General features: G+C 33.2%; 21 protein-coding genes. 11 read left to right on the top strand and 10 right to left on the bottom strand.

The features are described 5' to 3' along the window. The first annotated feature begins 79 nt into the window (after positions 1-79). From QLQ94_RS16595 to QLQ94_RS16585, 3 genes are read left to right on the top strand one after another with little or no spacing between them, the layout of a single operon-like run. Complete coding sequence (locus tag QLQ94_RS16595; RefSeq protein ID WP_482497865.1) at positions 80-526, top strand: type I restriction enzyme HsdR N-terminal domain-containing protein; 447 nt, start codon at positions 80-82, stop codon at positions 524-526. A gap of 29 nt (positions 527-555) precedes the next feature. Then, entirely contained in the window at positions 556-1,575 is a 1,020-nt protein-coding gene (locus QLQ94_RS16590) for a glycosyltransferase family 2 protein (protein ID WP_482497863.1), read from the top strand. A 34-nt stretch (positions 1,576-1,609) separates the two neighbouring features. Then, positions 1,610-2,443 (top strand): OmpA/MotB family protein, encoded by an 834-nt coding sequence (locus QLQ94_RS16585; RefSeq protein WP_271336614.1) that lies wholly within the window; start codon positions 1,610-1,612, stop codon positions 2,441-2,443. A 227-nt stretch (positions 2,444-2,670) separates the two neighbouring features. On the opposite strand, the gene QLQ94_RS16580 is transcribed toward QLQ94_RS16585, so the two are convergent. The 3 genes from QLQ94_RS16580 to QLQ94_RS16570 all read right to left on the bottom strand — a co-directional run bounded on the left by QLQ94_RS16580 (position 2,671) and on the right by QLQ94_RS16570 (position 6,841). Beyond that, complete coding sequence (locus QLQ94_RS16580) at positions 2,671-3,291, bottom strand: L-threonylcarbamoyladenylate synthase (protein WP_271336613.1); 621 nt, start codon at positions 3,289-3,291, stop codon at positions 2,671-2,673. Between the two features lie 226 nt (positions 3,292-3,517). Then, complete coding sequence (locus QLQ94_RS16575) at positions 3,518-5,857, bottom strand: ATP-dependent helicase (RefSeq protein ID WP_271336634.1); 2,340 nt, start codon at positions 5,855-5,857, stop codon at positions 3,518-3,520. A gap of 216 nt (positions 5,858-6,073) precedes the next feature. Then, a complete protein-coding gene (locus QLQ94_RS16570; RefSeq protein ID WP_271336612.1) occupies positions 6,074-6,841 on the bottom strand; it encodes a sulfite exporter TauE/SafE family protein in 768 nt (255 codons plus the stop codon). A 124-nt stretch (positions 6,842-6,965) separates the two neighbouring features. Between QLQ94_RS16570 and QLQ94_RS16565 the strand changes: the two genes are divergently transcribed. Next, positions 6,966-7,487 carry a DUF7935 family protein gene (locus tag QLQ94_RS16565; protein ID WP_271336611.1) on the top strand — a complete coding sequence of 174 codons (522 nt, stop codon included), beginning with the start codon at positions 6,966-6,968 and terminating at the stop codon, positions 7,485-7,487. Positions 7,488-7,537: 50 nt separating this feature from the next. Here QLQ94_RS16565 and QLQ94_RS16560 read toward each other — a convergent pair whose 3' ends face one another. From QLQ94_RS16560 to QLQ94_RS16545, 4 genes are all read right to left on the bottom strand, one after another. Then, entirely contained in the window at positions 7,538-8,272 is a 735-nt protein-coding gene (locus QLQ94_RS16560; protein ID WP_271336610.1) for a hypothetical protein, read from the bottom strand. Positions 8,273-8,318: 46 nt separating this feature from the next. Next, positions 8,319-8,726, bottom strand: coding sequence for a hypothetical protein (locus QLQ94_RS16555; RefSeq protein ID WP_271336609.1), 408 nt, complete (start codon positions 8,724-8,726; stop codon positions 8,319-8,321). Between the two features lie 39 nt (positions 8,727-8,765). Then, positions 8,766-9,665, bottom strand: a complete 900-nt coding sequence (locus QLQ94_RS16550) for a patatin-like phospholipase family protein (RefSeq protein WP_271336608.1) — start codon at positions 9,663-9,665, stop codon at positions 8,766-8,768. Positions 9,666-9,854: 189 nt separating this feature from the next. Next, positions 9,855-11,915 carry a M1 family metallopeptidase gene (locus QLQ94_RS16545; protein WP_482497859.1) on the bottom strand — a complete coding sequence of 687 codons (2,061 nt, stop codon included), beginning with the start codon at positions 11,913-11,915 and terminating at the stop codon, positions 9,855-9,857. Between the two features lie 67 nt (positions 11,916-11,982). Between QLQ94_RS16545 and QLQ94_RS16540 the strand changes: the two genes are divergently transcribed. Next, positions 11,983-12,750 carry a Dph6-related ATP pyrophosphatase gene (locus QLQ94_RS16540; protein WP_271336606.1) on the top strand — a complete coding sequence of 256 codons (768 nt, stop codon included), beginning with the start codon at positions 11,983-11,985 and terminating at the stop codon, positions 12,748-12,750. Between the two features lie 85 nt (positions 12,751-12,835). Here QLQ94_RS16540 and QLQ94_RS16535 read toward each other — a convergent pair whose 3' ends face one another. Both QLQ94_RS16535 and QLQ94_RS16530 read right to left on the bottom strand, forming a co-directional pair. Then, on the bottom strand, positions 12,836-13,378 hold the full coding sequence (locus QLQ94_RS16535; protein WP_271336605.1) for a DUF1697 domain-containing protein: 543 nt from the start codon (positions 13,376-13,378) through the stop codon (positions 12,836-12,838). An 86-nt stretch (positions 13,379-13,464) separates the two neighbouring features. Further along, positions 13,465-13,893 carry a hypothetical protein gene (locus tag QLQ94_RS16530; RefSeq protein WP_271336604.1) on the bottom strand — a complete coding sequence of 143 codons (429 nt, stop codon included), beginning with the start codon at positions 13,891-13,893 and terminating at the stop codon, positions 13,465-13,467. A gap of 326 nt (positions 13,894-14,219) precedes the next feature. On the opposite strand from QLQ94_RS16530, the gene recG reads away from it, so the two are divergent. The 6 genes from recG to QLQ94_RS16500 all read left to right on the top strand — a co-directional run bounded on the left by recG (position 14,220) and on the right by QLQ94_RS16500 (position 24,285). Further along, the gene (gene recG / locus QLQ94_RS16525; RefSeq protein WP_271336603.1) at positions 14,220-16,328 is read left to right on the top strand and encodes an ATP-dependent DNA helicase RecG; all 2,109 of its coding nucleotides are present in this window, start codon (positions 14,220-14,222) and stop codon (positions 16,326-16,328) included. 416 nt (positions 16,329-16,744) lie between these two features. Further along, complete coding sequence (locus QLQ94_RS16520; protein WP_271336602.1) at positions 16,745-17,806, top strand: efflux RND transporter periplasmic adaptor subunit; 1,062 nt, start codon at positions 16,745-16,747, stop codon at positions 17,804-17,806. Positions 17,807-17,915: 109 nt separating this feature from the next. Beyond that, on the top strand, positions 17,916-21,014 hold the full coding sequence (locus QLQ94_RS16515) for an efflux RND transporter permease subunit (protein ID WP_271336601.1): 3,099 nt from the start codon (positions 17,916-17,918) through the stop codon (positions 21,012-21,014). Positions 21,015-21,087: 73 nt separating this feature from the next. Beyond that, the gene (locus QLQ94_RS16510; RefSeq protein ID WP_271336600.1) at positions 21,088-22,398 is read left to right on the top strand and encodes a TolC family protein; all 1,311 of its coding nucleotides are present in this window, start codon (positions 21,088-21,090) and stop codon (positions 22,396-22,398) included. Positions 22,399-22,425: 27 nt separating this feature from the next. After that, the gene (locus QLQ94_RS16505; RefSeq protein WP_271336599.1) at positions 22,426-23,289 is read left to right on the top strand and encodes a bestrophin family protein; all 864 of its coding nucleotides are present in this window, start codon (positions 22,426-22,428) and stop codon (positions 23,287-23,289) included. Between the two features lie 72 nt (positions 23,290-23,361). After that, positions 23,362-24,285, top strand: a complete 924-nt coding sequence (locus QLQ94_RS16500) for an AraC family transcriptional regulator (protein WP_271336598.1) — start codon at positions 23,362-23,364, stop codon at positions 24,283-24,285. Positions 24,286-24,472: 187 nt separating this feature from the next. Here QLQ94_RS16500 and QLQ94_RS16495 read toward each other — a convergent pair whose 3' ends face one another. Further along, positions 24,473-26,107 carry an IS1182 family transposase gene (locus QLQ94_RS16495; RefSeq protein ID WP_072959494.1) on the bottom strand — a complete coding sequence of 545 codons (1,635 nt, stop codon included), beginning with the start codon at positions 26,105-26,107 and terminating at the stop codon, positions 24,473-24,475. Between the last annotated feature and the right edge of the window lie 38 nt (positions 26,108-26,145).

The following is a 26,145-nucleotide window of genomic DNA, read 5'->3' as shown; positions in this document are numbered from 1 at the left end:
AAGTTTGGGGTTTCACATTCTGGCTTCAATTAGTTAAAACTTTAATTTGAAACCTCAAACTATTTTATATTTTTGCGCTATGCAGCAATTAAATTTTCCTTCTTATACTTTCCGATTCAAAAATAGCGAAAATAAAGTGTCTATTTTTGATGAAATCAGGAAAAAATTTATCATTCTTACTCCGGAGGAATGGGTGCGTCAGCATGTCGTTCATTATTTAATTGACGAAAAAAAGTACCCTAAATCCTTAATCAACGTCGAAAAAGTTTTAACAGTCAACGGATTAAGAAAAAGATACGATGTTGTAGTCTTTAATACTGATGGCTCTATACATATATTGGTAGAATGTAAAGCGCCTAGTGTAAAAATTTCTCAGGCAACTTTTGATCAGATTGCCCGTTATAATATGACAATGCAGGCACGATTTTTGCATGTTACAAACGGTCTGAATCATTTTTATTGTCAAATGGATTTTGAAAATGAAAAATATCTCTTTTTAAGAAATTTACCAGATTATAACGAATAAAATAATACTAAAAATTAATAAAATTACTTTTGAATAAAATAGCTGTTGTCATTTTAAATTGGAATGGAGTAAAATTGCTGGAACAATTTTTACCCTCAATTGTTCAGTTTTCAGAAGGTGCCCAAATCTATGTCGCTGATAATGCTTCGACAGACGATTCTATAAACTTTATCAAATTAAATTTTCCTACCATTAAAATAGTTGTAAACACTGGTAATCATGGCTTTGCAAAAGGCTATAATGATGCTTTACAACATATTGATGCTGAAATTTATGCCTTGGTAAATTCAGATATTGAAGTAACTGAAAACTGGCTGAAACCCATTATTGAAACTTTTGATAGTGAAAAACAAACTGCTATAATTCAGCCTAAAATTCTTGATTTTAAAAATAAGGAATACTTTGAATATGCCGGTGCTGCCGGAGGATTTATAGATAAGTATGGTTTTCCGTTTTGCCGCGGTCGTGTTTTTGATACTATTGAAAAGGACAATGGTCAATACAATGATAATTGTGAGCTCTTCTGGGCTTCAGGCGCTTGCTTTTTTATTAGAAGTGAAGTATATCGTGAATTAGGAGGTTTTGATGAAAGCTTTTTTGCGCATCAGGAAGAAATCGATTTATGCTGGCGCGCATCAAACGAGGGGCATATCATCAAATACAACTCAGGATCGACTGTTTATCATGTTGGAGGTGCAACCCTACAACACGGAAATCCTAAAAAAACATATTTGAATTTTAGAAATTCATTATTGATGCTTGTCAAAAATTTGCCTAAAAAAGGTTTGTTTTTTGTTATTTTCTTCAGAATGGTTTTAGATGGTATCGCAGGTATCCGTTTTCTTACACAAGGAAAATTCAAACATACTTTCGCAATCCTAAAAGCGCATTTTTCATTTTATTGTATATCTTTAAAATATCTGAGGGAACGCAAAGATTTTCAAATACAAAAATACTATACCGTAAAAAGTGCCGTTTACTTGTATTACATAAAGAAATTGCTCGTTTTTAAAGAAATCTTTAACAGTAATCAAAATATTAAGAACTAAATTTGTAATCAACGTTTAATTAAATATAATACCTATGAGAAAAATAGTAATCGCACTATCAGTATTAATGGCCTTAACTTCGTGTGTATCGAAAAAGCAGTACGCAGCATTAGAAGCTAAGAACAAAGAAACCCAAGATTTATTAAACTCTTGCACCGTAAAACTAAATTCTTGTTTAGAGGAAAAAGCAGGATTGGCAGCTACAGCTGAAAGCTATAAAGCACATAATCAAGACTTAATAAGTACTTCTAAGGACTTAACAGTATTGACTACTAAAGGAGCAGAGAATCTTGAAAAATCTTTAGAAAGTTTAAAAGAAAAAGATTTAAAAATATCTAGATTGCAAGATGCATTAACTAAGAAAGACAGTGTAACATTAGCATTAGTTACAAGTTTAAAAGGGGCTGTTGGAATCAACGATCCGGATATCGAAATCAATGTTGAAAAAGGTGTAGTATTTATTTCTATCGCAGATAAATTATTATTTAAAAGTGGTAGCTATGATGTAACTGATAAAGCGAAAAGTGTTTTAGCTAAAGTTGCAAAAGTAGTAAATGACAAACCTGATTTTGAATGTATGGTTGAAGGTCACACAGATAACGTTCCTTACAAAAGCAACGGAGTTTTGTTAGACAACTGGGATTTAAGTGTTAAACGTTCTACTTCTATTGTTCGTGTATTAACAAATGATCTTGGAGTTAACCCTGCTAAATTAATCGCAGCTGGTAGAAGTTCTTATGTACCATTAGTAGCTAATGATACTCCGGACGACAGAGCTCGTAACAGAAGAACTCGTATTGTTGTTATGCCAAAAATCGATCAATTTTATGATATGATTGAAAAAGAAATGAAAAAACAATCGAAATAATCTACGTTTTTTACATACTTTATTAAATAGAAAAAGCAGGTCAATTGACCTGCTTTTATGTATCCTTAACTTTTTTAATAACCAATTAAATATAAATTAAGAATAGCATTATCTTTAAACTAACTAAATTTTAACTAATCTAAAGTTAGTTATTTATTTTAGATTATTATACAATTTCAGTATTTTTTTACAAAATCCTTATTTAGCTATTCTTATATAGTTGTTTACTACAAAATATCAATATCTCCTTTTCCTTCTCTAATAATAACTGGTTCATGCTCTGATAAATCTATAATTGTAGAACCCACATTATCACCATAACCTCCATCGATAACGAGATCAACTAGATTTTGCCATTTTTCAAAAATTAATTCCGGATCTGTAGTATACTCAATTACATCATCTTCATCACGAATAGAAGTCGATACAATTGGGTTTCCTAATTGTCGAACAATTTCTAGCGCAATATTATTATCCGGCACACGAATACCTACAGTAGTTTTCTTTTTAAACTCTTTAGGTAAATTGTTATTTCCTGGCAAAATAAAAGTATAAGGTCCAGGCAATGCTCTTTTCAAAATCTTAAAAGTAGATGTATCAATCTGACGAACATAATCAGAGAGATTGCTTAAATCGTGGCAGATAAAGGAGAAATTAGCTTTCTCTAATTTAACTCCTTTTATTTTCGCTATTTTTTCTAAAGCACGAGAATTGGTAATATCACAACCTAAACCGTAAACGGTATCTGTTGGATAAATTATTAAACCTCCGTTTTGAAGCACTTTTACCACTTTGGCAATTGCAGCTTCACTAGGTTTATCGGGGTATATTTTTATGAACTCAGCCATTTTTTAAAATAAAGATGTTAGATTATGGAATAAAGACTACTCTTTATTCCTTTTATTTTTTTTAAGTAAATAACAAAATTCCAATTGAAAATAGATTTAATCTTAAACTAAAAAGATATTTATTCTTTTGAAAAATTACGAAAAATTATTAAGCTGAAAAATCAAATCTGATGATCGAAAATTGACTTTTTAAAATATATTTCCATTTTTTTTCTATATTCTTTTCTTATCCTACGACATCTAATTTAGCAAATCTTAGCAACAATTTCTTGATTCCTCCAACTTCAAATTTTATTTCCGCTTTTTTGTCGGCACCTACCCCTTCTAAATTCACAACTTCACCTTTCCCAAAACGTTCGTGCATTACAACATTGCCGATAGTTAAACTATTATCAAACAAATTAGGTGCTGAACTATTCTGATTATTACTGGCAACCGGTTTCAATTTTCGAATATTAAGATCCGCTTTGGGTTCGCTATTTCCATTGTGCTTCACAGGTGGAGTTGATCCAATGGGTTTTGCCAAACGTAATTTTGATTTATCTACATCTCCGAAGATATCCCCATCAATTGGCGATTTATATCGGTAATTACTTTCTGCAGGAGTCAGATATTCAAGATATTGTCCGTCAATTTCTTCAATAAAACGTGAAGGTTCACTATCTGTTAATTTTCCCCAACGGTAACGCGATTGTGCATAAGTTAAATATGCTTGATGTTCTGCACGAGTTAAAGCTACATAAAATAAACGACGTTCTTCTTCTAATTCGCTTCTCGTACTCATACTCATTGCACTAGGAAACAAATCTTCCTCCATACCAACCACAAAAACATGAGGAAATTCAAGTCCTTTTGCTAAGTGAATTGTCATCAGCGCAACACGATCTTCGTCTGATGTATCTTTGTCTAAATCAGTCGCAAGCGCTACATCTTCCATAAATTCAGACAAAGCCCCTCTCGCACCATCAATTTCTTTTTGTCCTTCAGTAAAATCTTTTAAACCATTTAGAAGCTCTTCTATGTTTTGAATTTTTGCCATACCTTCTGGTGTAGCATCTTTTTTAAGCTCCTGAACTAATCCTGTTTTCTTGGCAACATAATCAGTAATATAAAAAGCATCCTGATTTTGATCAATCACCTGAAAATTCTGGATCATCGTCACGAAATCATTGATTTTATTTTTCGTTCCTGTGTTTAATTTCAAGTCAATTTTATCAATATTCACCATCACTTCCCAAATCGAACGTTTGTAGTGGTTGGCAGCAATTGTCAGTTTTTCAACAGTCGTATCACCAATTCCACGTGCCGGATAATTGATTACTCGAACCAATGCCTCTTCATCTTTTGGATTAATTACCAAACGTAAATAACACAAAACATCTTTAATCTCTTTACGTTGATAGAATGACAATCCGCCATAAATTCGATACGGGATATCACGTTTTCTTAAAGCGTCCTCCATTGCACGGGATTGTGCATTGGTACGATATAAAATCGCAAATGAACCGTTATGAAGCTGGTTCTGCATTTTTTGTTCAAAAATCGTACTCGCTACAAATCGACCTTCTTCAGCATCTGTTAAACTTCTGTGGACTTTAATTTTTTGACCAAAATCATTTGCAGTCCAGACTATTTTATCAAGTTTGGTTTTATTGTGCTCCATTACAGTATTTGCCGCTTCAACTATATTTCGCGTTGAACGGTAATTTTGCTCTAAACGGAACATTATTACGCCTTCATAATCTTTCTGGAAATTCAAAATATTATTAATATTCGCTCCACGGAAAGCATAAATACTCTGCGCATCATCGCCAACAACACAAATATTCTGAAATTTATCTGACAACGCTCTTACAATCAAATACTGTGAGTGATTTGTATCCTGATACTCATCAACCAATATATAGCGAAAACGGTTTTGGTATTTGGATAATACTTCTGGAAAACGAGTTAATAGCTCATTGGTTTTCAGCAATAAATCATCAAAATCCATTGCTCCTGCTTTAAAACAACGATCTACATAGTGCTGATAAATCTCTCCCAATCTTGGTCTTTTTGCCATTGCATCAGCCTCGACCAATTCAGGATCGTTAAAATATGCTTTTACTGTAATCAAACTATTTTTATAATTTGAAATTCTGCCCAGAATCTGTTTTGGTTTATAGACGTCGCGATCAAGCTGCATCTCTTTTATAATAGAAGAAATTAGTCTTGCCGAATCCTGAGAATCATAAATCGTAAAATTCGATGGGTAACCTAAATGATCTGATTCCGCACGAAGAATACGTGCAAAAATCGAGTGAAAAGTTCCCATCCAAAGGTTTTTTGCCTCCGTTGCTCCTACAATATCAGATATCCTGTGTTTCATCTCACGGGCGGCCTTATTGGTAAAAGTAAGCGACAAAATGTTGAATGCATCAACGCCCTGAGCCATCAAATAAGCAATTCTAATTGTTAAAACACGAGTTTTTCCTGAACCTGCACCAGCAATAATAATCATTGGCCCGTCTTTCTTTAAAACAGGCTGTCTTTGTGCTTCATTGAGTTGGTCAATGTACTTTTGCATGAAATTTTTCTCCATAATTAGTGCAAAAATAAGAATTATTGATTGAAATAGCTACTAAGTTATTAAGGTTCTAAAAGGGATGCTGTTTTTTTAAACCATATAAGTAATATAAGTCCATTTAATCTGTATTACTTGTAATACTTCTCTAAATCAAATTTAAAATATTTATTTGAGCTATAAGTTATAATGCCTTACATCAATTATTTAGACCAAAAATTATTTATAAAATACATCATAGGCAAATCGTATCAATGTACCGATTACTACAATTAAAAAGAAAATCCTAATAAAGCCATTTCCTTTATTAATTGCTAATTTAGCACCAAGCCATCCTCCAAGTCCGTTGCTAATTGCCATAGGAATTGCAATTGACCAAATGATCTTTCCTTTTATCATAAACAAACATATAGATCCAAAATTAGTAGCCAGATTGACCATTTTGGCATTTGCTGAAGCATGCAAAAAATCAAAGCCTAAAAGAGCAATAAAAGCCACTACAAAAAAACTACCGGTTCCGGGACCAATAAATCCGTCATAGAAACCAACAATTATACTAATAATAACGGCATAAAATATTTGTGTTGCAGGAGAATGATCTTTTGCAACATGCTGCCCAAAATTTTTCTTTGCATAGGTATAAACAAATAATAAAGACAATACTACCAGCAAAAGCGGCTTCATAAAATCATTACTTACCATCGTTAGCAAAGTTGAACCTAAAAATGCCGACGGAACGGCTAAACACATCATGATCAACAGCAACCTCCACTGAATCACAACTTTTTTCATATATTGAAATGCGGCAAAAGCAGTTCCGCTAAAAGCCGGAATTTTTAACGTTCCAATAACTGTTGAAACTGGTAAATTGGGTAATAAAATTAATCCCATTGGTGTCTGTATCAATCCACCACCGCCAACAATTGCATCAATAAATCCCGCAGCGAAAGCAGCCAAGCAAAGTAAAATTATAATATATGAATCCATTAATATTGTATTTCAGGCAGTTTTGAAAGTAATGTACAAAAGTAGACTTCCGTTTTGTTTATTACAATTAATTTAAAGTGGATTTCTCCCTAAAAATTATATTTTTGTTGAAAATTTGAACCAAATGGATTTTACAAGAATTATAGAATTGGCCAGTTATACTTTACCAGCTATTGTTACAGGATTTGTTGCTTACAGTTTTTTTGAATTACATATAAAAAACAATGATAAAAAGCACAATTTTTTATTGAACAAGGAAGCGCATAAAGAATCTTTACCAATACGCTTGCAGGCTTATGAGCGAATGACATTGTTTTTAGAGCGTATTAACCTGACGAAATTACTTATAAGAATTGCGCCAATTTCTAACGAAAAGCATGATTACGAAAACTTTCTAATCGATCAGATCGAGCATGAATTTGAACACAATCTGACACAGCAAATATATATGTCTGACGAATGTTGGACAATTATTACAACTGCCAAAAATTCGACTATCCAAATTATCCGTAAAGCAGCTATGAGCGATCGTGTAGAAAATGCAGATAAGTTGCGTGAGAAACTTTTGAATGATTTATTAGAGAAACAATCTCCAAGTAATGCTGCTTTAGGCTATATTAAGAATGAAGTTGCCGGATTGTGGTAAAATTGCAGTTTGACAAGATTGATTATGATTTTATTTATCTTGTCAAATTTTTATTTCCACCATTTTTGATGTGGTTCATCTACCCAGCCATTTTTTATGTATTTTTTTGATATACTTAATTCCCCTGCTCCTATATCAAAATCGCAATTTGTATTAGGTACACGATAATCTCCCCAATTGCATACTTTTTCTTTGCCGGAATTATTAGATTTCCAAGTGCCTACAAATGCATTATTGAAATAGCTATCTTTATGAATTTCAATATCATCGTATTTAATAAAACCATTTTTATCTACATAAAATATAGTTGCTAGCTTTCCTTGAAATTCTCCTGTGTTTTTTTGATTTTTATTTTCAACAAACTTATAATTGGCCACCAATAATCCCTGGCTTTTTATACCTGAATTTTTATATTCATCATCAAGTCCGAATTTCACTTTTTTAAGTTCTTGTATCTTTGTAATTGTTATTGTCCCAGCAAAATCACATATATTTGATTTAACCTGCGATTTGCCATTAACAATGTATTCATTTTTATTTTTATCATTTCTTTTAATCGAAATAAATTTTATTAATATTCTCTGGTAATTGTCACCAATAACGCCGTAGACATACTTGTTTTCTGTTTTATTCCATAAAACAGAAAAATCATTATTTGTGTATTTGTTTAGTTCGTTTTTTTGAAACAGTGCTGCATTATTCCAGATCGAAGTTCTGCATAAATTGTCCTGACTGAATGTATTTAAAGAAAACAAGAAGTACAGAAGTAAGGTTATATTTTTCATTTTAAAACACGTATTGAATGTCAATCTGAATTCTAAAAACAGGTTATTATTGAAAATTTTGTTCTAAAAAAGCCAAATCATTATCAGCCAAAGCTTTTAATATTTCTGTTGTTTTTTCTTCATTTTGATCTGTCAATTCAGAAATGAAATTTTTGTTGAGTTTTTCACTTAAGCCAAACCAGGTTTTTTGAATTTTAGCTCTTTTAAAAAATACATAAAATTCATATTTATCAGGTTTACCAACAGCAGATATTGACAGGGCATTTCTATTGCCTGAATTTTCAAACTCAAGCGAAGGTGAATGATATACGTTCTTTGCATTTTCCATCTCTTCCAGATGTAATTTCCATGGAAAATTTTGAAATGTTTTTATTATTTCCGAAGAATCAATCTTTCCCTTTTCAATAATTTTTGGCTTTGTTGGTTCGCAAACACTATGTCTAAATTCACTCATTTTTATTGAATCTGTTTTTTTTTTTTACAATTAAATAAATTACCTGTTATCACTCATTACCTCAGACTTATTCTGAGCATATTCATAGCCTTGTTCCCACCATTCTTTCATTACTTCCTTATTAAAAATAAGTGCATTATCAGTGAGTCTGGTTGGTGTGTAATATAAGTTAAGCTTTACATTCTTATTGTTTGCCATTAGTTTTCCTATAGCAATATCGTGTTTTTCAACCTGATCTAAGGCAATTCGGAACAAATCGATCATTAAAGAAAACGGATTTTTACCAATAACCGTTTTGGTCATATTAACTTCCGTTTCCAGAATGATTACGTCAATTTCTGTTGCACCACGATTAATAGCTTCACGAATAGGAACTAAACTAGAAAATCCGCCATCTCCGTATTCGTAGTTATTTTTTTCTACCAAACTCATGAACGGAACATAATTACTCGAAATCCATGACCAATCGCAAAACTCATCATATGTGCAATCTTTTATAGACTTATATTCCGATTCGTTTTTAGTAAAATTGGTTACTGTAATAACAACATCGCAATGCTGTTTTTTCAGCTTGTTAAAATCTGATAACGAGAAGTTTGCTTTAATGTATTTCTGCAGTCCTTTGCTTTCTCCAAAAGTTCTTTTTCCTTTAAAAAACTGACGTAAAACATTGAAGTGATTGATTGTAACAATATCAACTCCATCTTTAACTTTAACTACAAATGGGCAAATATTAAAGATTCCGCTCATTGTAACATTAGTATAAACGGAGTGAATTTTTTTTATCTGACCAAGCGCCAGATGCGGAATAAGTAAACTTCCTGTAGAAGTTCCTATAAACAAATCATATTCATGTTTTTTTTCCTCTATTAAATACTGCGCTACGCCACCAGCAAACGCTCCTTTACTTCCTCCGCCAGAAATAACCAATGCTTTCATAAATATATTGTAGGTTTTGTAATTATTTAGAAAATAGATTAGAGAATAGAATATAGAGCAAAGATTTTCTATGCGCTCTAATTGATTACTTATCCTCTTACTTCTATTCTATATATTCTATATTCTTTGTTCTATATTCTATATTCTTTGTTCTATTCTCTATATTCTTTATTCTATATTCTTTGTTCCTTATTCTTTCAACAAACGATTCAGCTGAAATTGTTCATCGGGGTTCAAATTAGACAAAATTCTTTCAAACGAAGCACGCATTTCGGAATTTTTTAATAAAAACCTAATGGAGTCTCTTCCGAATTTAGAAAATTGCCACATATGATGTGTAGTTGCATTTACCAAATTTGATAATACCTGATCGTTTATAATTTTGAAAGAAAGAAGTTTCTCAAGTGCATTTTGCCTCGTTGTAGCTTCGTACTTTGTGGAAGAAAAAGCAATTAACTCCGAAACTAAATCTTCTGGATTATCACTATAATTTGGTGTCGACAAAGCCAATGAAAGCCATAAAGTTCGAAGATTATAATCGTTGAAACCAATCCAGTTTTTTGATTTGTTCAGATATTCTGTGCGATGATCAGGAAAATTTTTCCATAAATAATACAGGACAACTTCTTGGGTCTGATATGATTTGTCGTTCAGCAAAGTTTCGTATTCAATTCTAAAGCCTTCGGGAATTTTACTCAACGAAGCAGCAACAGCCTGACGAACTTGTATATTGTTAGTTTGCAAAGCGACCTGTAATAATTCTTTTTTATCTTCGTATTTCTCACTTTCTATTTGACTTACAATCGATTCTTTTACAGACTCATAAACATCCGATTCTAAAGTCTTTCTTAAAAAATCCTGTTTCTCGACCAATGGCGTTTTCTTTAGCTTATCAACTTCTAACCGAACCTGAATTGCTTTGTTTTTACTCAATAGAGCATTCGCCGCCGGGGTATCAAAAGCGGTAGATTCCAACCAGGTTTTCTGAAATTTTTCCAAATCAAAATTGGATACTTTTCTAATTTCATCAAAGAAATTTTGTGTATTAACAGTTTGATAAGCGTACTTTTTCAGATAACTTTTTATGGCTTTTTTGAAGGCTTTATCTCCAATAGACTCGTGCAAAACAAATAGTGCCCACGCTCCTTTTTCATAGAAAGTCAATGAACTTGCCTTAGCATTCAAAACCGGAATAGTATCAGATCTCGAAGCAAATTTTATCTGCTGCGCTGTCTGATATAATTTTGAATAGAAAAAATCGTCGCCATAAATCTCCCGTTCAGCCAATGCAGCATAATAAGTTGCAAAACCTTCCTGAAGCCAGTGATGTGTACTGTTCTCTGCCGTTATTAGATCGCCAAACCAGTGATGTGCCAATTCGTGAGCATCAACATTTGTATAATTACGATCTTCAAAACCTATTGAATCCACTACATAACGAGTTGCAAAAAGTGTGGTAGTGGTGTTTTCCATTCCGGCATACAAGAAATCACGAACCGGAATTTCTCTATAAACTTGCCACGGATACTTCACTCCTATTTCTTTTTCTAAAAAATCAAAAATACGTTTTGAATATCTGTAGGTTGGTTCAAAGCGATTGGTATCCTTATTTTCAAGATAATATTCTAACGGAATTTTAGATTTTGCCCTAAATTCTTTCTTGTCGTATTTGCCAATAGCAAGCATCAATAAATAGGAACTCATTGGATTTTCCATGCGATATTGCCAATGAATTGAATTTCCGTTTGATTTCTTTTCGCTTAAAATTCCGTTAGAAACTACCTGATAATCCTTGTCATATGTAATTCCCAAACTAAAAATCACTTTTTCTTTGACATCATCAAAACTCGGAAACCAGTTACTCGTATATCTTCCTTGTCCTTGTGTCCAGATTTGAACTTCAGAATTTTCAATGTTTACAAAATACAAAGCTTGCTTAGGTTTTGCTGAGTATTCAAAAGTAAGATGCTTCTCTCCTTTTTGAAAATTACTGATGATTTGCAATTCTTTGCCTGTATTGATAAAAAGCACGTCTTTATTATCAATTTGAACATGAGAAAATTCCATGTTTTTAGCATCGATTTTAATCGTATCAATAGGGTTTAGAATATCAAATTGATAAACAACCGTTCCTGAAACGGATTTTTCGGTTGCGTTTAATTTTAATTGTCCGTTAACCGATTTAAAATCAACGAATTTAGTTTGTTGCGCAAAAACGAAACTGGTAATAAATAAAAAGATGTATTTCATTGAAATGAATTTGAAGGCAAAATCCCAAAGTTACAAAGGTTTCGCTAACAAATCGAATGAAATTTGTATGTTTACAATAGAAAATTATTACGAAGTGTCAACACCAAAAAAAGCCTTATTTAACTGGAGCAGCGGAAAAGATTCTGCTTTGGCTTTATATAAAATAATACAGGATCCTGATTATAAAATCGAATATTTATTAACGAGTGTCAATCAGGAATTTCAACGAATTTCTATGCATGGTGTTCGTATTGAATTACTTGAAGCGCAAGCAAAAAGTATCGGATTGCCATTAAAGATTTTGCAGATTCCGGAAATGCCCACGATGGAAGTTTATGAGAACGTACTGACCGAAACTTTAATAGAGCTTAAAAATCAAGGAATTACACATTCAATTTTTGGAGATATTTTTCTGGAAGATTTACGTAAATACCGCGAAGATCAATTGGGTAAAATTAGTTTTGAAGGTGTTTTTCCTCTTTGGAAAATCCCAACCAAAGACTTAATTCAGGAATTTATATCACTCGGTTTTAAAACAATTGTAGTTTGCGTAAATGAACAATATCTGGATAAAAGTTTTGCTGGCCGAATTATCGATCAGGAATTCATAAACGATTTACCTAAAAATGTAGATGTTTGTGGTGAAAATGGCGAATTTCATACCTTTACTTTTGACGGTCCTATTTTTTCAGAACCAATAAAATTTGAAATAGGAGAAATCGTTTATCGCAAATACGAAAAACCTAAAATTCAAGATTCTTCTAATACTGCTTGTGATGCTAATACAAGTAATCCTTTTGATTTTGGATTTTGGTATTGTGATTTGATAGTTTAAAAAAAATGCTGCTAATTTTACTTTTTTTTTGCAAATCTAGATTTGTCGAACTTCATGAAATACGCAGCAAAACTATTTTATTTTCTCATTCAGAATACATCGCCAACAAATTAGTAACCGTATTCCAGTTTCTAATAGTCGCTGTAACATTTAGTTTTTTCTCAATATATTTTTGATCGAATCTTGTTTTTCCTGCTCCAACAGCGTATTTAATAAAAATCCTGTTTCCGTCAATACTCGCTTCATCAGGTTTAAACTGGCTGATTTTTAAGTCATTTATATTTTCACTTTTTAGAGCTACAGAGACAAAAGCGACATAAAGTTTTTTCATGTCCAGTTCTTTTTCTTTTAAAAATGGACTATTCTTAAAACACAATTCCAGATCTTGTTTGGTAATGACAATTGTAGGAACTTCATGTCCAAAAACCTTAAAAATTTCCTGTTTGATCATAAAACCCACTTTCGAAGCACTTTCTTCGTCGGTGTCAACAAAGACATTTCCGGATTGTAAATAGGTTCGCACATTTTGAAAACCAATATTTTCTAACATGGTTTTCAAGGCTTCCATTTTCATCATATTGTGGCCGGAAACGTTGATTCCTCTTAAAAGCGCTAAATGTGTTGTCATTTCTAAAAATTAAAATAAAAAAAATAAAGAGCATTCAATAACTTAAAATTAAATACTCTTTTATATCCCTGCAAACTTACAGCTTTTTATTTCGACTTTTTATATATCAATCCCGGGCCGTCGCACATTTGCCATGAATTTACCAGTAATCCTTCTTTATTAATAGAAAGATCCTCGATTAAATTTCCAGTGCAAGTCCCTATAATATCATTGTTTTCTTCATAAGTTAATTCAAAATGTGTTTCATTATCGAGCTTTTTAACTGCAAATTTACCTGTGGCAGTAGTTGTTTTGTTGTCTTTTGTTCTTGTCTTTGTGAATGTTTCATCAGTATTAAAAACATAAGATTCCTGCCAGCCTAACTTATCAAAGATAATATTGGCCGGTCTAAAACCTGTCACTTCAATTAGTTCCCATTTTCCATGATAATCAGATACCTTTGGTGATTTTGCTTTTTCATTTGAACAAGAAATGAAAATTAACATTAGAATGACTGCAATCCCTATTTTTTTCATTTATTTTAGTTTTTAAGACTTTGTATATTTAATAGATTCTTATTGTGTTAAATGGTTGCTTCGTTTAATAAAAAAATAACGCTTATATATTATTAATTTTTTTTGTACCTTATTACTAAAGGCTTTTCGATTAAATCAAAAACTACAATAAGACTAAAAAATCATCATTATAATTTTCAGATTTTTATTTTTGAGATCTGATAACACTTTTAAATTTCCTAATTAAAATCTATCTTCGCTTACTAAAAGAGAATAGAAAATAGAGCATAGAAAACAGATCAAAATCTTTTTTCCATATTCTTAAATCAATAATCTAAAATAAATTAATGTTTAATAATCTCCTTGAAACCCCAATTGAATACTTAAAAGGTGTTGGTCCCAATCGTGGCCAATTGCTTCGTAAGGAACTGGGTATTCATAAATATCGAGATTTAGTTAATTTTTTTCCGAATAGATATATTGACAGAACCCGTTATTACAAAATTAATGAACTTCAAAATACAGGTGCTGAAGTTCAGATTATAGGTAAAATCATCAATGTCAAAACTGTTGAGTTTGCTAAAAACAAAAAGCGTCTGGTGGCCACTTTCGTGGATGATACAGGACAAATAGACCTGAATTGGTTTCAGGGACATAAATGGATACGTGAAAGTTTGAAACTAAATGAAGTTTGCGTAATTTTTGGAAAATGTTCTCTCTACGGAAGTCAGTTTAGTATGGCGCATCCGGAAATTGAATTGCTAAGCGAGCATGAAAAAAGTCTTCGTTCAGCCATGCAAGCTGTTTATCCTTCGACTGAAACCCTGACCAACAGAGGTATTTCAAACCGCACTATCAATAAAATGATGGAGCAATTGTTTATTGAAACACAGGCTTTGTTTACAGAAACTTTTCCGCCTTATTTAGTCGAAGAGTTAAAGCTGATTTCAAAGAGAGCCGCTTTATTCAATATACATTTTCCTAAAAGTACTGAAGCTTTGGCAAAAGCACAATTTAGATTAAAATTTGAAGAATTGTTCTTTATTCAATTGCAATTAATTACTAAAAATCTGATTAGGAAACATAAAATAAAAGGACATCCATTTACAAAAGTGGGTGAATTTTTTAATGAATTTTACCAGAATCATCTGCCTTTTCAGCTTACAAATGCGCAAAAAAGAGTAGTTAAAGAAATCCGTTCAGACATGGGAAGTAATGCCCAAATGAACCGATTATTGCAAGGTGACGTGGGTTCCGGAAAAACTATTGTTGCTTTTTTAAGCATGCTTCTGGCAATTGACAATGGTTTTCAGGCTTGCCTGATGGCCCCAACAGAAATCCTGGCAAATCAGCATTTTATAGGATTATCAGAACTGGCCAATACATTAAACATCAATATAAAAATCCTTACAGGCTCGACTAAAATTGCAGCCCGAAGAATCATCCATGAAGAACTTGAAAACGGAAGTCTGCATATTTTAATTGGCACGCATGCTTTACTGGAGGATAAGGTAAAGTTTCAAAACCTTGGGTTGGCTGTAATTGATGAGCAACATCGTTTTGGAGTTGAACAGAGATCAAAACTGTGGAAAAAGAACGAGATTCCGCCACATGTTCTCGTGATGACAGCTACTCCAATTCCAAGGACATTAGCTATGAGTTTGTACGGGGATTTAGATATTTCGGTCATTGATGAATTACCTCCCGGCAGAAAACCAATTCAAACTGTACACAGATTTGACAGTAACCGCCTTAAAGTATGGAAATTCTTAAGAGACGAAATTGCTCTGGGAAGACAAATATATATCGTTTATCCTTTGATCCAGGAATCTGAAAAAATGGATTTTAAGGATCTAATGGACGGTTACGAAAGTATTTCGCGTGATTTTCCGTTACCTCAATATTCAATTTCGATATTGCACGGAAAAATGAAACCGGCAGATAAAGATGCTGAAATGAAACGCTTTTCTGAAGGTAAAACGAACATAATGGTCGCCACAACCGTAATAGAAGTTGGGGTAAATGTACCTAATGCAAGTGTTATGATTATCGAAAGTGCAGAACGTTTCGGGTTATCACAATTGCATCAGTTACGTGGCCGTGTTGGCCGTGGAGCTGAACAAAGTTATTGTATTTTAATGACGAGCTATAAATTAAGTTCTGACAGTAAAACCCGAATGGATACTATGGTTCAGACGAATGATGGTTTCGAAATTGCCGAAGTCGATCTTAAACTCCGGGGTCCGGGTGACTTAATGGGAACGCAACAAAGTGGTGTTTTAAACCTTCAAATTGCGGATATTGTTCGTGACCGGGACATTTTGGGTCTTGCCCGAAACTACGCCTTGAAAATTCTTAAAGAAGATGCGCCATTACAAAAACCGGAACATGCTATACTGAAAGCTATTTTTATTGAATTGACAAAAAAGAAAAACATCTGGAATTATATTAGTTAAGCTACAAAGGTTCTAAATAAAAAAAGATTAAATACTAAAATCTTATTTCAGCAAAGTGCACCATTTCAGGATTTAGAATCACAAACTCAAAAACCTAACGACTTAGTAACTACAAAGCTTAAAAAAGACACTTCATTGCAGTAAAAAAACATAGGTAAAAACACATAAAAAGTTTGATAGTTTTCAATTTGAATCTGATTCTCTAATTATTTCCAAAATAAATCGAATTCATTTTAAACCTTTTCCTAAAAACTATGTCCAATTACAAAAACTTAAAATAAATAGCTGTTAAAAGACATTTAAAATTAACATTAATCAAGTGTTAAATAAAACCTAACATCTTTCGTTTTCGTTTCAAAAAGTTAAATTTGCAAGCTTACTAAAAACACACCCAAAAAAAACATTTACTCAATTTTATGAAAGTAAAAAACCTTGTTTACGCCTTACTGATTATATGCATCGGAGGATTTATAACCTACAGAATAGTTTCTAACAAAAAGAAAAACGAAGAGTCTAAAAATTTTGGAGACAAAGACAAACCTACTTCGGTAACCGGAATAGTTGTTAAAACAGCTACTTTCGATAATAACTTATCACTTTCAGGGTCTATTGAGGCTAACGAGCAGATAGAAATTCATAGCGAAGTTTCTGGAATAGTCGAAGGAATTTACTTTAATGAAGGCAGTAATGTCAATAAAGGTCAGGTCCTTTTTAAGGTTAATGATCTTGAACTTAAAGCACAATTAAGACAGGCTGTAACCAGAGAAGGTTTGGCTGCAGAAAACGAAAGAAGAGCCAAATTATTACTTCAAAAGGAAGCGATTAGTCAGGAAGAACTTGATGTAGCAAGAGCAGATCACGCATCAGCACAAGCGCAAAGTCAATTAATCAGGGCTCAAATTGCCAAAACTTCTGTAAAGGCTCCTTTTTCAGGAAAAATTGGTTTGCGCTCTATTTCTCCGGGTACCTATATTACGCCAACAATTTTAGTTGCCAAATTAGTTAATACCGGAAAATTAAAAATTACATTTTCTATACCTGAAAAATACGCTTCACAAGTAAAAACCGGATCATCAATTGAGTTTAAGGTTTCCGGTTCAGATAAAGTTTATACTGCAAAGATTTATGCCATCGAACCAGAAGTAGCAGTTGCAACACGTACTTTGCAAATTCGTGCCATTGCTGACAATATTGACGGAAAGCTTTTTCCGGGAACATTCGCTGATGTCAAATTACCTTTAAATATTATTAAAGATGCAATTGTTGTTCCTACAGAAGCAATAGTACCAGTGCAAAACGGTAAAAAAGTATACATTGCTAATATGGGCAAAGCCAAAGAAGTTATGGTAGATGCCACTACGAGAACAGATGCTTCTATTTTGATTTTATCAGGATTAAAAGCCGGAGATACAGTGATTACTAGTGGTGTTATGTCCTTAAAAAATGATGCACCTATAAAAGTTAAAGTCAAAGAATAGTTTTGAGTTATAAGTTATGAATTATGAGTTTAAATTTTAAATCTATAATCTGTACTCTATTTTCTTTATTCTAAAATCTCAACTCTAAAATCTAAAATATTACTTCATAATGAGTTTATCAACAACAAGTATAAAAAGACCTGTTTTAACTATTGTACTGAATCTTTTGATTATTTTATTCGGTTTCATTGGTTATACTTTTTTGGGTGTCAGGGAATTTCCTTCAATTGACCCCGCACAGGTTTCTATTAGAACCAATTATACAGGAGCCAATTCTGACATTATCGAATCGCAAATTACTGAACCTCTCGAAAAGGCTGTAAATGCTATCGACGGAATCCGAAATATTACATCATCGAGTAATCAGGGAAGCAGCAATATAACTATCGAATTTAATCTGGATAAAAACCTGGAAGAAGCTGCAAATGATGTTCGTGATAAAGTTTCGCAAGCGATCAGGAGTTTACCGCAGGATATAGATGCTCCGCCGGTCGTATCAAAAGCTGATGCTGACAGTGATGCAATCATTTCAATGACGGTTCAAAGTGATACCAGAAGTGCATTAGAATTAAGTGATTACGCCGAAAATGTCATTTCGCAACGATTAGAAACTATTCCCGGTGTAAGCGGTGTGCAAATTTGGGGACAAAAACGTTATGCAATGCGTTTGTGGATTGATCCTGTAAAATTAACTGCTTATGGCTGTACTGTAGCCGAAGTCCGTAATGCATTAAACGCGCAAAATGTCGAATTGCCTTCAGGAAAACTAACCGGAAATAATACGGAGCTAACGGTAAAAACGGTTGGTAATCTTTCTAAACCGGAAGAGTTCAACAATATTATTATCCGTACGGACGGAGACAAAATTGTTCGTTTAAGCGATATTGGAGGTGCAGAATTAGGTCCTGAAAATATCGAAACAAAATTAAGTCAATCCGGACTACCTATGATTGGTCTGGCTATTGTGCCAATGCCGGGAGCCAACTATCTTGATATTTCATCTGAATTCTACAAAAAATATGACGCCTTAAAAAAAGATCTTCCAAAAGATATTAAACTAAATATTGCGCTTGATAATACTATTTTCGTAAAGAAATCTGTACTTGAAGTTGCAGAGACTTTAGGAATTTCGATTATTTTGGTAATCATTATTATTTACTTGTTTTTTAGAGACTGGGCAATTGCTTTCAGGCCATTGATTGATATTCCGGTTTCCTTGATTGCTACCTTTTTTATCATGTGGCTTTTTGGGTTTTCAATCAACGTATTGACTTTATTGGCTATTGTTTTGGCAACGGGTCTTGTTGTTGATGATGGAATCGTTGTTACTGAAAACATCTTCAAAAAAGTCGAAGAAGGAATGTCGCCAATTGAAGCTGCAATCAAAGGCTCTAACGAAATTTTCTATGCTGTAATTTCTATTTCGGTAACGCTTGCTGCAGTATTTTTGCCTGTAATTTTTCTGGAAGGTTTCGTAGGTCGACTCTTTCGGGAATTTGGAGTCGTTATTGGTGCCGCGGTATTAATTTCTGCCTTTGTATCCCTGACTTTGACGCCAATGCTAAATGCTTATTTAATGAAAGGCGGAGAACAGAAAAAATCAAAATTCTATGTTAGAACTGAACCATTTTTCGAAAAATTAAATAGTGGTTACGCAAGTGCATTAAGTAAATTCATGGAAAAAAAATGGATCTCCTTCCCTATTCTTATTGCTTGTTTTGGAATCATTTATTTATTCTTTACAATACTCCCAAAAGAAACTGCTCCTTATGATGACCGTAGTTCTGTTACCATGCGAATGACAACTCCTGAAGGTTCATCATACGAATATACGGATCGTTTTATGCAGGAAATCTCTAAATTGGTAGATGATTCGATTCCTGAGAAAAAAGTAAGTTTGGTAATTACTTCGCCTGGTTACGGATCTTCGTCAACGAATAGCGGTTTTGTCAGGTTGTCGCTAAAAGAACCGGACGAAAGAAACAGGTCTCAAAAAGAAATCGCAGATCAGTTAACAAAAATGACCAAGAGATATCCGGATGCTAAAACATCGGTTATTCAGCAACCTACAATTGCCGTTAACAGACGTGGAGGTTTACCGATTCAATATATAATCCAGGCTCCTAATTTTGAAAAATTAAGAGAGAAGATTCCTGTTTTTATGGATGAAGTGGGCAAAAGTGATGTTTTCTCTGTCACTGATGTTAACCTTAAATTTAATAAACCTGAAATCAATGTGAGCATCGATCGTGAAAAAGCAGAAAGCCTAGGAATCTCAATTATTGATATCGCTCAGACTTTGCAACTTTCATTAAGCGGACAACGTTTTGGTTATTTCATTAAAAACGGAAAACAATATCAGGTTATTGGTCAATTTGATCAAAAAGACCGCTCTAAACCTTTGGATTTAACTTCGATGTTTGTTAAGAATAAAAAAGGAGAACTAATCCAGATGGATAATGTTGTAAATGTGGAAGAACAAAGTAATCCACCGCAATTGTATCACAACAACCGCTATATGTCAGCAACTGTTTCAGCAGGTTTGGCACCGGGAAAAAGTATAAGCGATGGTATTAAGGAAATGGATAAAATAAAAGCAAAAGTGCTGGACGAAAGTTTTACAACAGATTTAAGTGGAGAATCAAGAGATTTTGTCGAAAGCAGCTCTAACACTTCTTTTGCTTTTGGATTAGCGTTATTATTAATATTTTTGATTTTGGCGGCACAATTTGAAAGTTTCATTGATCCCTTAATTATCATCCTTACAGTACCAATGGCAGTTGCAGGAGCTTTATTTTCCTTATGGCTGTTCAATCAAACCTGGAATATATTCAGTCAGATTGGTACCGTAATGCTTATTGGTTTGGTGACCAAGAATGGTATTTTGATTGTAGAATTTGCAAATCAGTTACGAGAACAGGGAAAACCAAAACTCGAAGCAATTCTTGAAGCATCAGAAGCGCGTTTACGTCCAATTTTGATGACCAGTTTAGCAATTGCCTTAGGAGCATTACCTATTGCAATGTCTCTTGGGGCAGCGTCTACAAGTAGAATCGGAATGGGAGTTGTTATTGTTGGAGGAACTATTTTCTCATTGGCATTGACCCTTTTTGTAATTCCGGCGATTTACTTAATGTGGTCTAAAGCCCGAAAACATTATCCTGAGTTTGATCATATCGAAGAATATGAAAGAGAGAGCATTAAATAGATATTAAAAATTTGAAAAAATATAGACAGCGAATTTCGTCTTAAAGCTTAATTCGCAGCCAACAATTCATCACATGAAAACTAAAACAACATTAATAAGTATCGTTTTATTTTTGTTTTGCATAGCAAAAAGCAGCGCTCAGGATGTCCTGACTATTGAAGACGCTATGAAAATAGCTTTGGAAAATAATTTTGAAATTAAGATCGCCAAAAACAATACGAAAATCACAGAAACCAATGTAACTGTTGGAAACGCAGGTATGCTACCAACAGCTACAGCATCTGTTACAGACAATAACAGTGTCACAAATTCATCACAAACACGTCAGGATGGAACTTCGACATCCTTAAACAATGCTAAAAACAATAGTTTAAATTATGGTGTAAGTTTAGGATGGACTGTTTTTGACGGTATGAAAATGTTTGCCAGATTAGACCAGTTAAAAGAGTTGCAAAAATTAGGCGATGCGGAATTAAAAAGAACCATTTTAATGAAAATTGGTCAGGTAAACTCGGCTTATTATGATTTAGTACAGCAACAACAGCAATTATCTGCTTTAGATACTACAATTGTAATCTCAAAACAAAGATTAACATTAGCCAAGAATCGTTTCAGCATTGGAAAAGCATCGAAACTTGAGGTATTAAATGCTCAGGTAGATTTAAATTCAGATCAGGTAGCCTTGTTAAGACAAAAGGAATCTTATGCGAATGCCAAAATATTACTGAATCAATATTTAGCCCGTGACCCTAAAATTAACTTTACTGTAACTGATTTGGTAAAAGTTGATAATAAATTGGTTTTGATTGATTTAATGGAATTAGCACGGAAACAGAACCCGGCTTTAGAATCGCAAATCATCAACAAAAGAATTGCCGAATTACAGCTAAAACAGGTAAAAGCAAATCGATATCCGATAGTAAACTTAACATCCGGTTACAATTTTTCTGAAACGCAATCTAGTTTAGGTTTTACAAGTGAAGCTTCGTCAAAAGGTTTTAATTATGGTTTTAACGCTACTCTGAATATATTTGATGGTTTTAACCAACACCGAAATGAAAAGGTAGCAAAACTGGAAATCGAAAATTCTCAAATTGCGATTGAGCAGCAAAATATGATTCTAAATACACAATTAAGCACTGCTTTTCAAACGTACTTGACCAATCTGGAATTAATTGGTCTTGAAGAAGATAACGAAGCAATTGCAAAACAAAATTTAGACATCACGCTGGACAAATTTAGAATTGGAACCATTACAACTCTGGATTTCAGAACAGCTCAATTAAATTATGTTAACGCAAAAGTACGTTACAGTAATGCACAATATGAAGCGAAACTATCCGAAATTGCCTTAAAAGAATTGGCTGGAAATATTAATTTTTAAAGTAAATTTGTTTCAAAACAAACATCAATGATCTCATATAATACAAAAGATTGGTTTACTTTTATATTCCATGTTCATAAATCAGATACCGTAAGAAAGCTGTTTCCGATTATGATCGCTATCGGAATTTATTCCTGTATTATCGGATATCTTGAAATCGCGTATTTTAAATTTGGTAAAAACGATTACATCCACAACATTCCAATTATGCACGGAATGTTAGGATTTGTAATTTCGTTATTGCTTGTTTTCAGAACCAATACAGCGTATGATCGTTGGTGGGAAGGTCGGAAATTATGGGGAGGTCTCGTGAATAATAGCCGTAATCTGGCTATCAAACTTTCGGCAATGCTTAAAGATGAAAACGATCGAAAGTTTTTCAGAAAATTCATTCCCACTTATGCTTCAATTTTACACAAACATTTGCATGATTCTGAAACGAGCAAACAACTTTTTGAAGATGTAGATCTTGAAATTGATCATCATAAACATAAACCGAATCAGGTAAAAAGAATGATGTTTCATAAGATCAACGATTTATATGATGCTAAAAAAATCACAGGGGATCAACTTATTATTTTAAATGAAGAATTACAATCTTTTACTGATATCTGCGGAGCGTGCGAGAGAATAAAAAACACTCCTATCCCCTATTCTTACAGCGCTTTTATAAAAAAATTCATTTTCTTTTACACCATGACATTACCTTTTGGTTATTCTATTAGTCTGGGTTATTTTGTTGCTCCGGTCGTTGTTTTCATTTTTTATGTATTGGCTAGTTTAGAGCTTATCGCTGAAGAAATTGAAGATCCTTTTGGTGACGATGAAAATGATTTGCCTACCAAAAAAATTGCAGAAAACATAAAAAAACATGTTGAAGAACTCATTTAATTAAACGTTAAATGTAAGTTTTCTATTAAAATTTTTATTAAATTTAAAGTCTTTACTTAAAATTTAATCACAATGAATAACCAACGTGCTTTAATCAATCCTCCGCAATTATCAAATAAAAAATCATTAAAAACTCTTATCGAAAACAGGACCGTTTATACACTAAACCATTGTGAACTAAATATTTTCGAAACCTACGAATCTTCGAACCTGGTTCCTTTAAAATTCAATGATTTTGTGGTAACCAGTATGTTAAGAGGTAAAAAAGTAATGCATCTTTTTGATGAACCCGGATTTGATTATCTGCCAGGCGAAACAGTGGTTATTCCGTCGAACGTAGAAATGAAAATTGATTTTCCTGAAGCTTCCAGAGAAAATCCCACCCAATGCCTTGCATTAGCAATAGACAAACCTAAAATAACAGAGACATTAAACTTTCTAAACGAGCGTTATCCAAAAGAAGGTGCTGATGCTTATTGGCAATTAAATTATCAAAACTATTTCTTTTACAATAATGTAGATCTTGCTTCAACAATCAATAAACTGATTAAGGAATGCATGGGAACTTCTATTACCAAAGACGCTCTTGCTGACTTGACTTTGCAGGAATTACTAATCCGAATTATACAAACACAAACGATAAAATCGATTGATGATGGAATTGCAATTCAATCCAACAATCCGATTTTTGAAGTAACTGAATTTATTAAACTCAATTTAAAAGAAAATATAAACCTTAAAAACCTGAGTGACAAAGCTTGTATGAGCACAGCATCTTTCTATCGGTTCTTTAAACGAGAGTTAGGCATGAGTCCGATTGAGTATATTTTGAATGAAAAAATAAAACAAGCTAAAAAATTACTTCGAAACCCTGCAATTCAAATAAATGAAGTTTGCTACTTATCCGGTTTTGAAGACGCAAATTATTTTATCAGGTTGTTTAAAAAACACGAGGGAATTACTCCTAAGCAATATCAATTACTGTATGTTAATTAATTTTCTTTAAAAGGCACAAGGATCCAGAACTGCCAAGTGTCAAAGATTTCTCGCAGTCGATTATGGCATTTTGCCTTTGGTAATAAATTGGAGTCCTTTTTAGATTCTCATAGAAGCTTTACTAACCGTTACACATAGTAGAGGTTGTCTGAAAAGACGACCTCTTTCTTTTATTATACTAGTAAATTTACAGAGTGTTTCTTGAAAAATGTAAATTTGGGCTAAAATGGTCTTCTATAAACTTTTCTAAAGCTTCTACGAGATCAAAAATGAGGTTAAAATTGCCCAAACGGATTTTAGCGATCCATTTAGAAAAGTTGTGAGCAATAGCAATCAGGCCAAATTCAGTATTTACTTTGGCTGTTTTGGTAAGTGTAAATCTTTTAAATCCTTTGTTTTGCTTGATGTTACCAAAAACCGGCTCTGGTTCAATACATCTTTTACTATAAATTTCCCTGCCCAATTCACTTTCTAAATTCTCTCTTGCCTTGAATTTCAGTCTTTGAAGATTGTGATTAATTTCTATCCGTCTGTTCCCCTTAGCTTTAAAGCATTGCCCCCGCAGAGGACATCCTGCGCAATTTAAAGCCTCATATACCGAATGATACTGTTCAAAACCAGTTGTAGTTTTTGATTTCTTAGTAAAGATACGAGGCATTTGCTGCCCCATTGGACAAACCAAAAAGTCTTGCTCATTATTATGAAACAGGTTTTGTGCGTGGAATAAATTGTTTTTATGCTTACGGGTCTCTTCGATACGGTACATGTTGTAGGGAACAAAAAAATCAATTTCTTTGTCTTCAAGGAGTTGATAATTTTCCTCACTTCCATAGCCCGCATCGGCTATAACTTTTGCAGATTGTTTGCCGTAGTTGCTTTTGAATCCTTCTAAGTGAGTCTTTAATGTGGTAAAATCAGTAGAAGTCTGGTGGGTGGAGTAATGTGTAATAATTTGATTTTCTGTAGAAATCTGAATATTATAACCCGCTTTTAATTGTCCGTTGCCCATATGATCTTCTTTCATGCGCATAAAAGTAGCATCGGTATCGGTTTTCGAATAACTGTTTCTATCCCCCAGAATTTCGAGATGTTTCTCATATTCTTTAAGTTTTACAAGCTGTTCTTTCTCGAGTTTTTGAAGTGATTTGTTCTGCTGTTTACTCAGCTTCTGCTTTTTTTCACTTTGGTTGATCTCGTGTATTTTTTCTTCTAATTTCTTACTGTCTACCTTGGTATCAGTTTGGTTATCAGTATGCATAATGTCTGACTCGATAGCCTGACCAATATCTGCCAGAACAGCATCGATTTTTCCCTGAAGCCTGTCTTTATGTTTTTCAACTGCTTTCTTCCACACAAAGCTGTATTTATGTGCGTTGGCTTCTATTTTAGTACCATCAATAAATTGTCTCTCCAGGCTAATGAGCTCTAAATCTACCATCATCAGAACGACCTGGCTGAAAAGTTTTTCGATATTCCCTTTTAATTTTTTTCCTCTAAAGTCATTGATAGTTCTAAAATCCGGCTGAAGTCCTCCCGAGAGCCACATAAAATATATATTCTCCTTCACGGCTCTAGCCAGCTTTCGGCTGGAATAGGTATTATTGAGATATCCGTAAAACAATATTTTCAATAACATCTTAGGATGGTAGCTGGATCTTCCACCGCCTTTAAACTGTGATATAATCTCGGAAATTTCCAACTGTTCAACAACACTGTCTATTAATCGGGCAGAATGATTCTCTGGGATCAGATCATTTAAATTCAATGGAAAAAGATCTTGCTGGTGAACCGAATGAGGCTTAAAAACTGGCTGCATAATCATTGATTTTAGTACTTAAATATAAGAAAAATCAATGTGTA

The organism is Flavobacterium sp. B114r, from assembly GCF_056824125.1.
This window is presented reverse-complemented; position numbering and strand designations above follow the sequence as displayed.

Bases quoted from the DNA above. Each gene is read 5' to 3' on its own strand.
- QLQ94_RS16580 (WP_271336613.1), bottom strand. From the start codon at position 3,291: ATGGCTGAGTTCATAAAAATATACCCCGATAAACCTAGTGAAGCTGCA.
- QLQ94_RS16520 (WP_271336602.1), top strand. From the start codon at position 16,745: ATGAAAGTAAAAAACCTTGTTTACGCCTTACTGATTATATGCATCGGA.
- QLQ94_RS16555 (WP_271336609.1), bottom strand. From the start codon at position 8,726: ATGAGTGAATTTAGACATAGTGTTTGCGAACCAACAAAGCCAAAAATT.
- QLQ94_RS16565 (WP_271336611.1), top strand. From the start codon at position 6,966: ATGGATTTTACAAGAATTATAGAATTGGCCAGTTATACTTTACCAGCT.
- QLQ94_RS16535 (WP_271336605.1), bottom strand. From the start codon at position 13,378: ATGACAACACATTTAGCGCTTTTAAGAGGAATCAACGTTTCCGGCCAC.
- QLQ94_RS16550 (WP_271336608.1), bottom strand. From the start codon at position 9,665: ATGAAAGCATTGGTTATTTCTGGCGGAGGAAGTAAAGGAGCGTTTGCT.
- QLQ94_RS16540 (WP_271336606.1), top strand. From the start codon at position 11,983: ATGTTTACAATAGAAAATTATTACGAAGTGTCAACACCAAAAAAAGCC.
- QLQ94_RS16530 (WP_271336604.1), bottom strand. From the start codon at position 13,893: ATGAAAAAAATAGGGATTGCAGTCATTCTAATGTTAATTTTCATTTCT.
- QLQ94_RS16570 (WP_271336612.1), bottom strand. From the start codon at position 6,841: ATGGATTCATATATTATAATTTTACTTTGCTTGGCTGCTTTCGCTGCG.
- QLQ94_RS16575 (WP_271336634.1), bottom strand. From the start codon at position 5,857: ATGCAAAAGTACATTGACCAACTCAATGAAGCACAAAGACAGCCTGTT.
- QLQ94_RS16595 (WP_482497865.1), top strand. From the start codon at position 80: ATGCAGCAATTAAATTTTCCTTCTTATACTTTCCGATTCAAAAATAGC.
- QLQ94_RS16560 (WP_271336610.1), bottom strand. From the start codon at position 8,272: ATGAAAAATATAACCTTACTTCTGTACTTCTTGTTTTCTTTAAATACA.
- recG (WP_271336603.1), top strand. From the start codon at position 14,220: ATGTTTAATAATCTCCTTGAAACCCCAATTGAATACTTAAAAGGTGTT.
- QLQ94_RS16515 (WP_271336601.1), top strand. From the start codon at position 17,916: ATGAGTTTATCAACAACAAGTATAAAAAGACCTGTTTTAACTATTGTA.
- QLQ94_RS16510 (WP_271336600.1), top strand. From the start codon at position 21,088: ATGAAAACTAAAACAACATTAATAAGTATCGTTTTATTTTTGTTTTGC.
- QLQ94_RS16500 (WP_271336598.1), top strand. From the start codon at position 23,362: ATGAATAACCAACGTGCTTTAATCAATCCTCCGCAATTATCAAATAAA.
- QLQ94_RS16585 (WP_271336614.1), top strand. From the start codon at position 1,610: ATGAGAAAAATAGTAATCGCACTATCAGTATTAATGGCCTTAACTTCG.
- QLQ94_RS16505 (WP_271336599.1), top strand. From the start codon at position 22,426: ATGATCTCATATAATACAAAAGATTGGTTTACTTTTATATTCCATGTT.
- QLQ94_RS16545 (WP_482497859.1), bottom strand. From the start codon at position 11,915: ATGAAATACATCTTTTTATTTATTACCAGTTTCGTTTTTGCGCAACAA.
- QLQ94_RS16495 (WP_072959494.1), bottom strand. From the start codon at position 26,107: ATGATTATGCAGCCAGTTTTTAAGCCTCATTCGGTTCACCAGCAAGAT.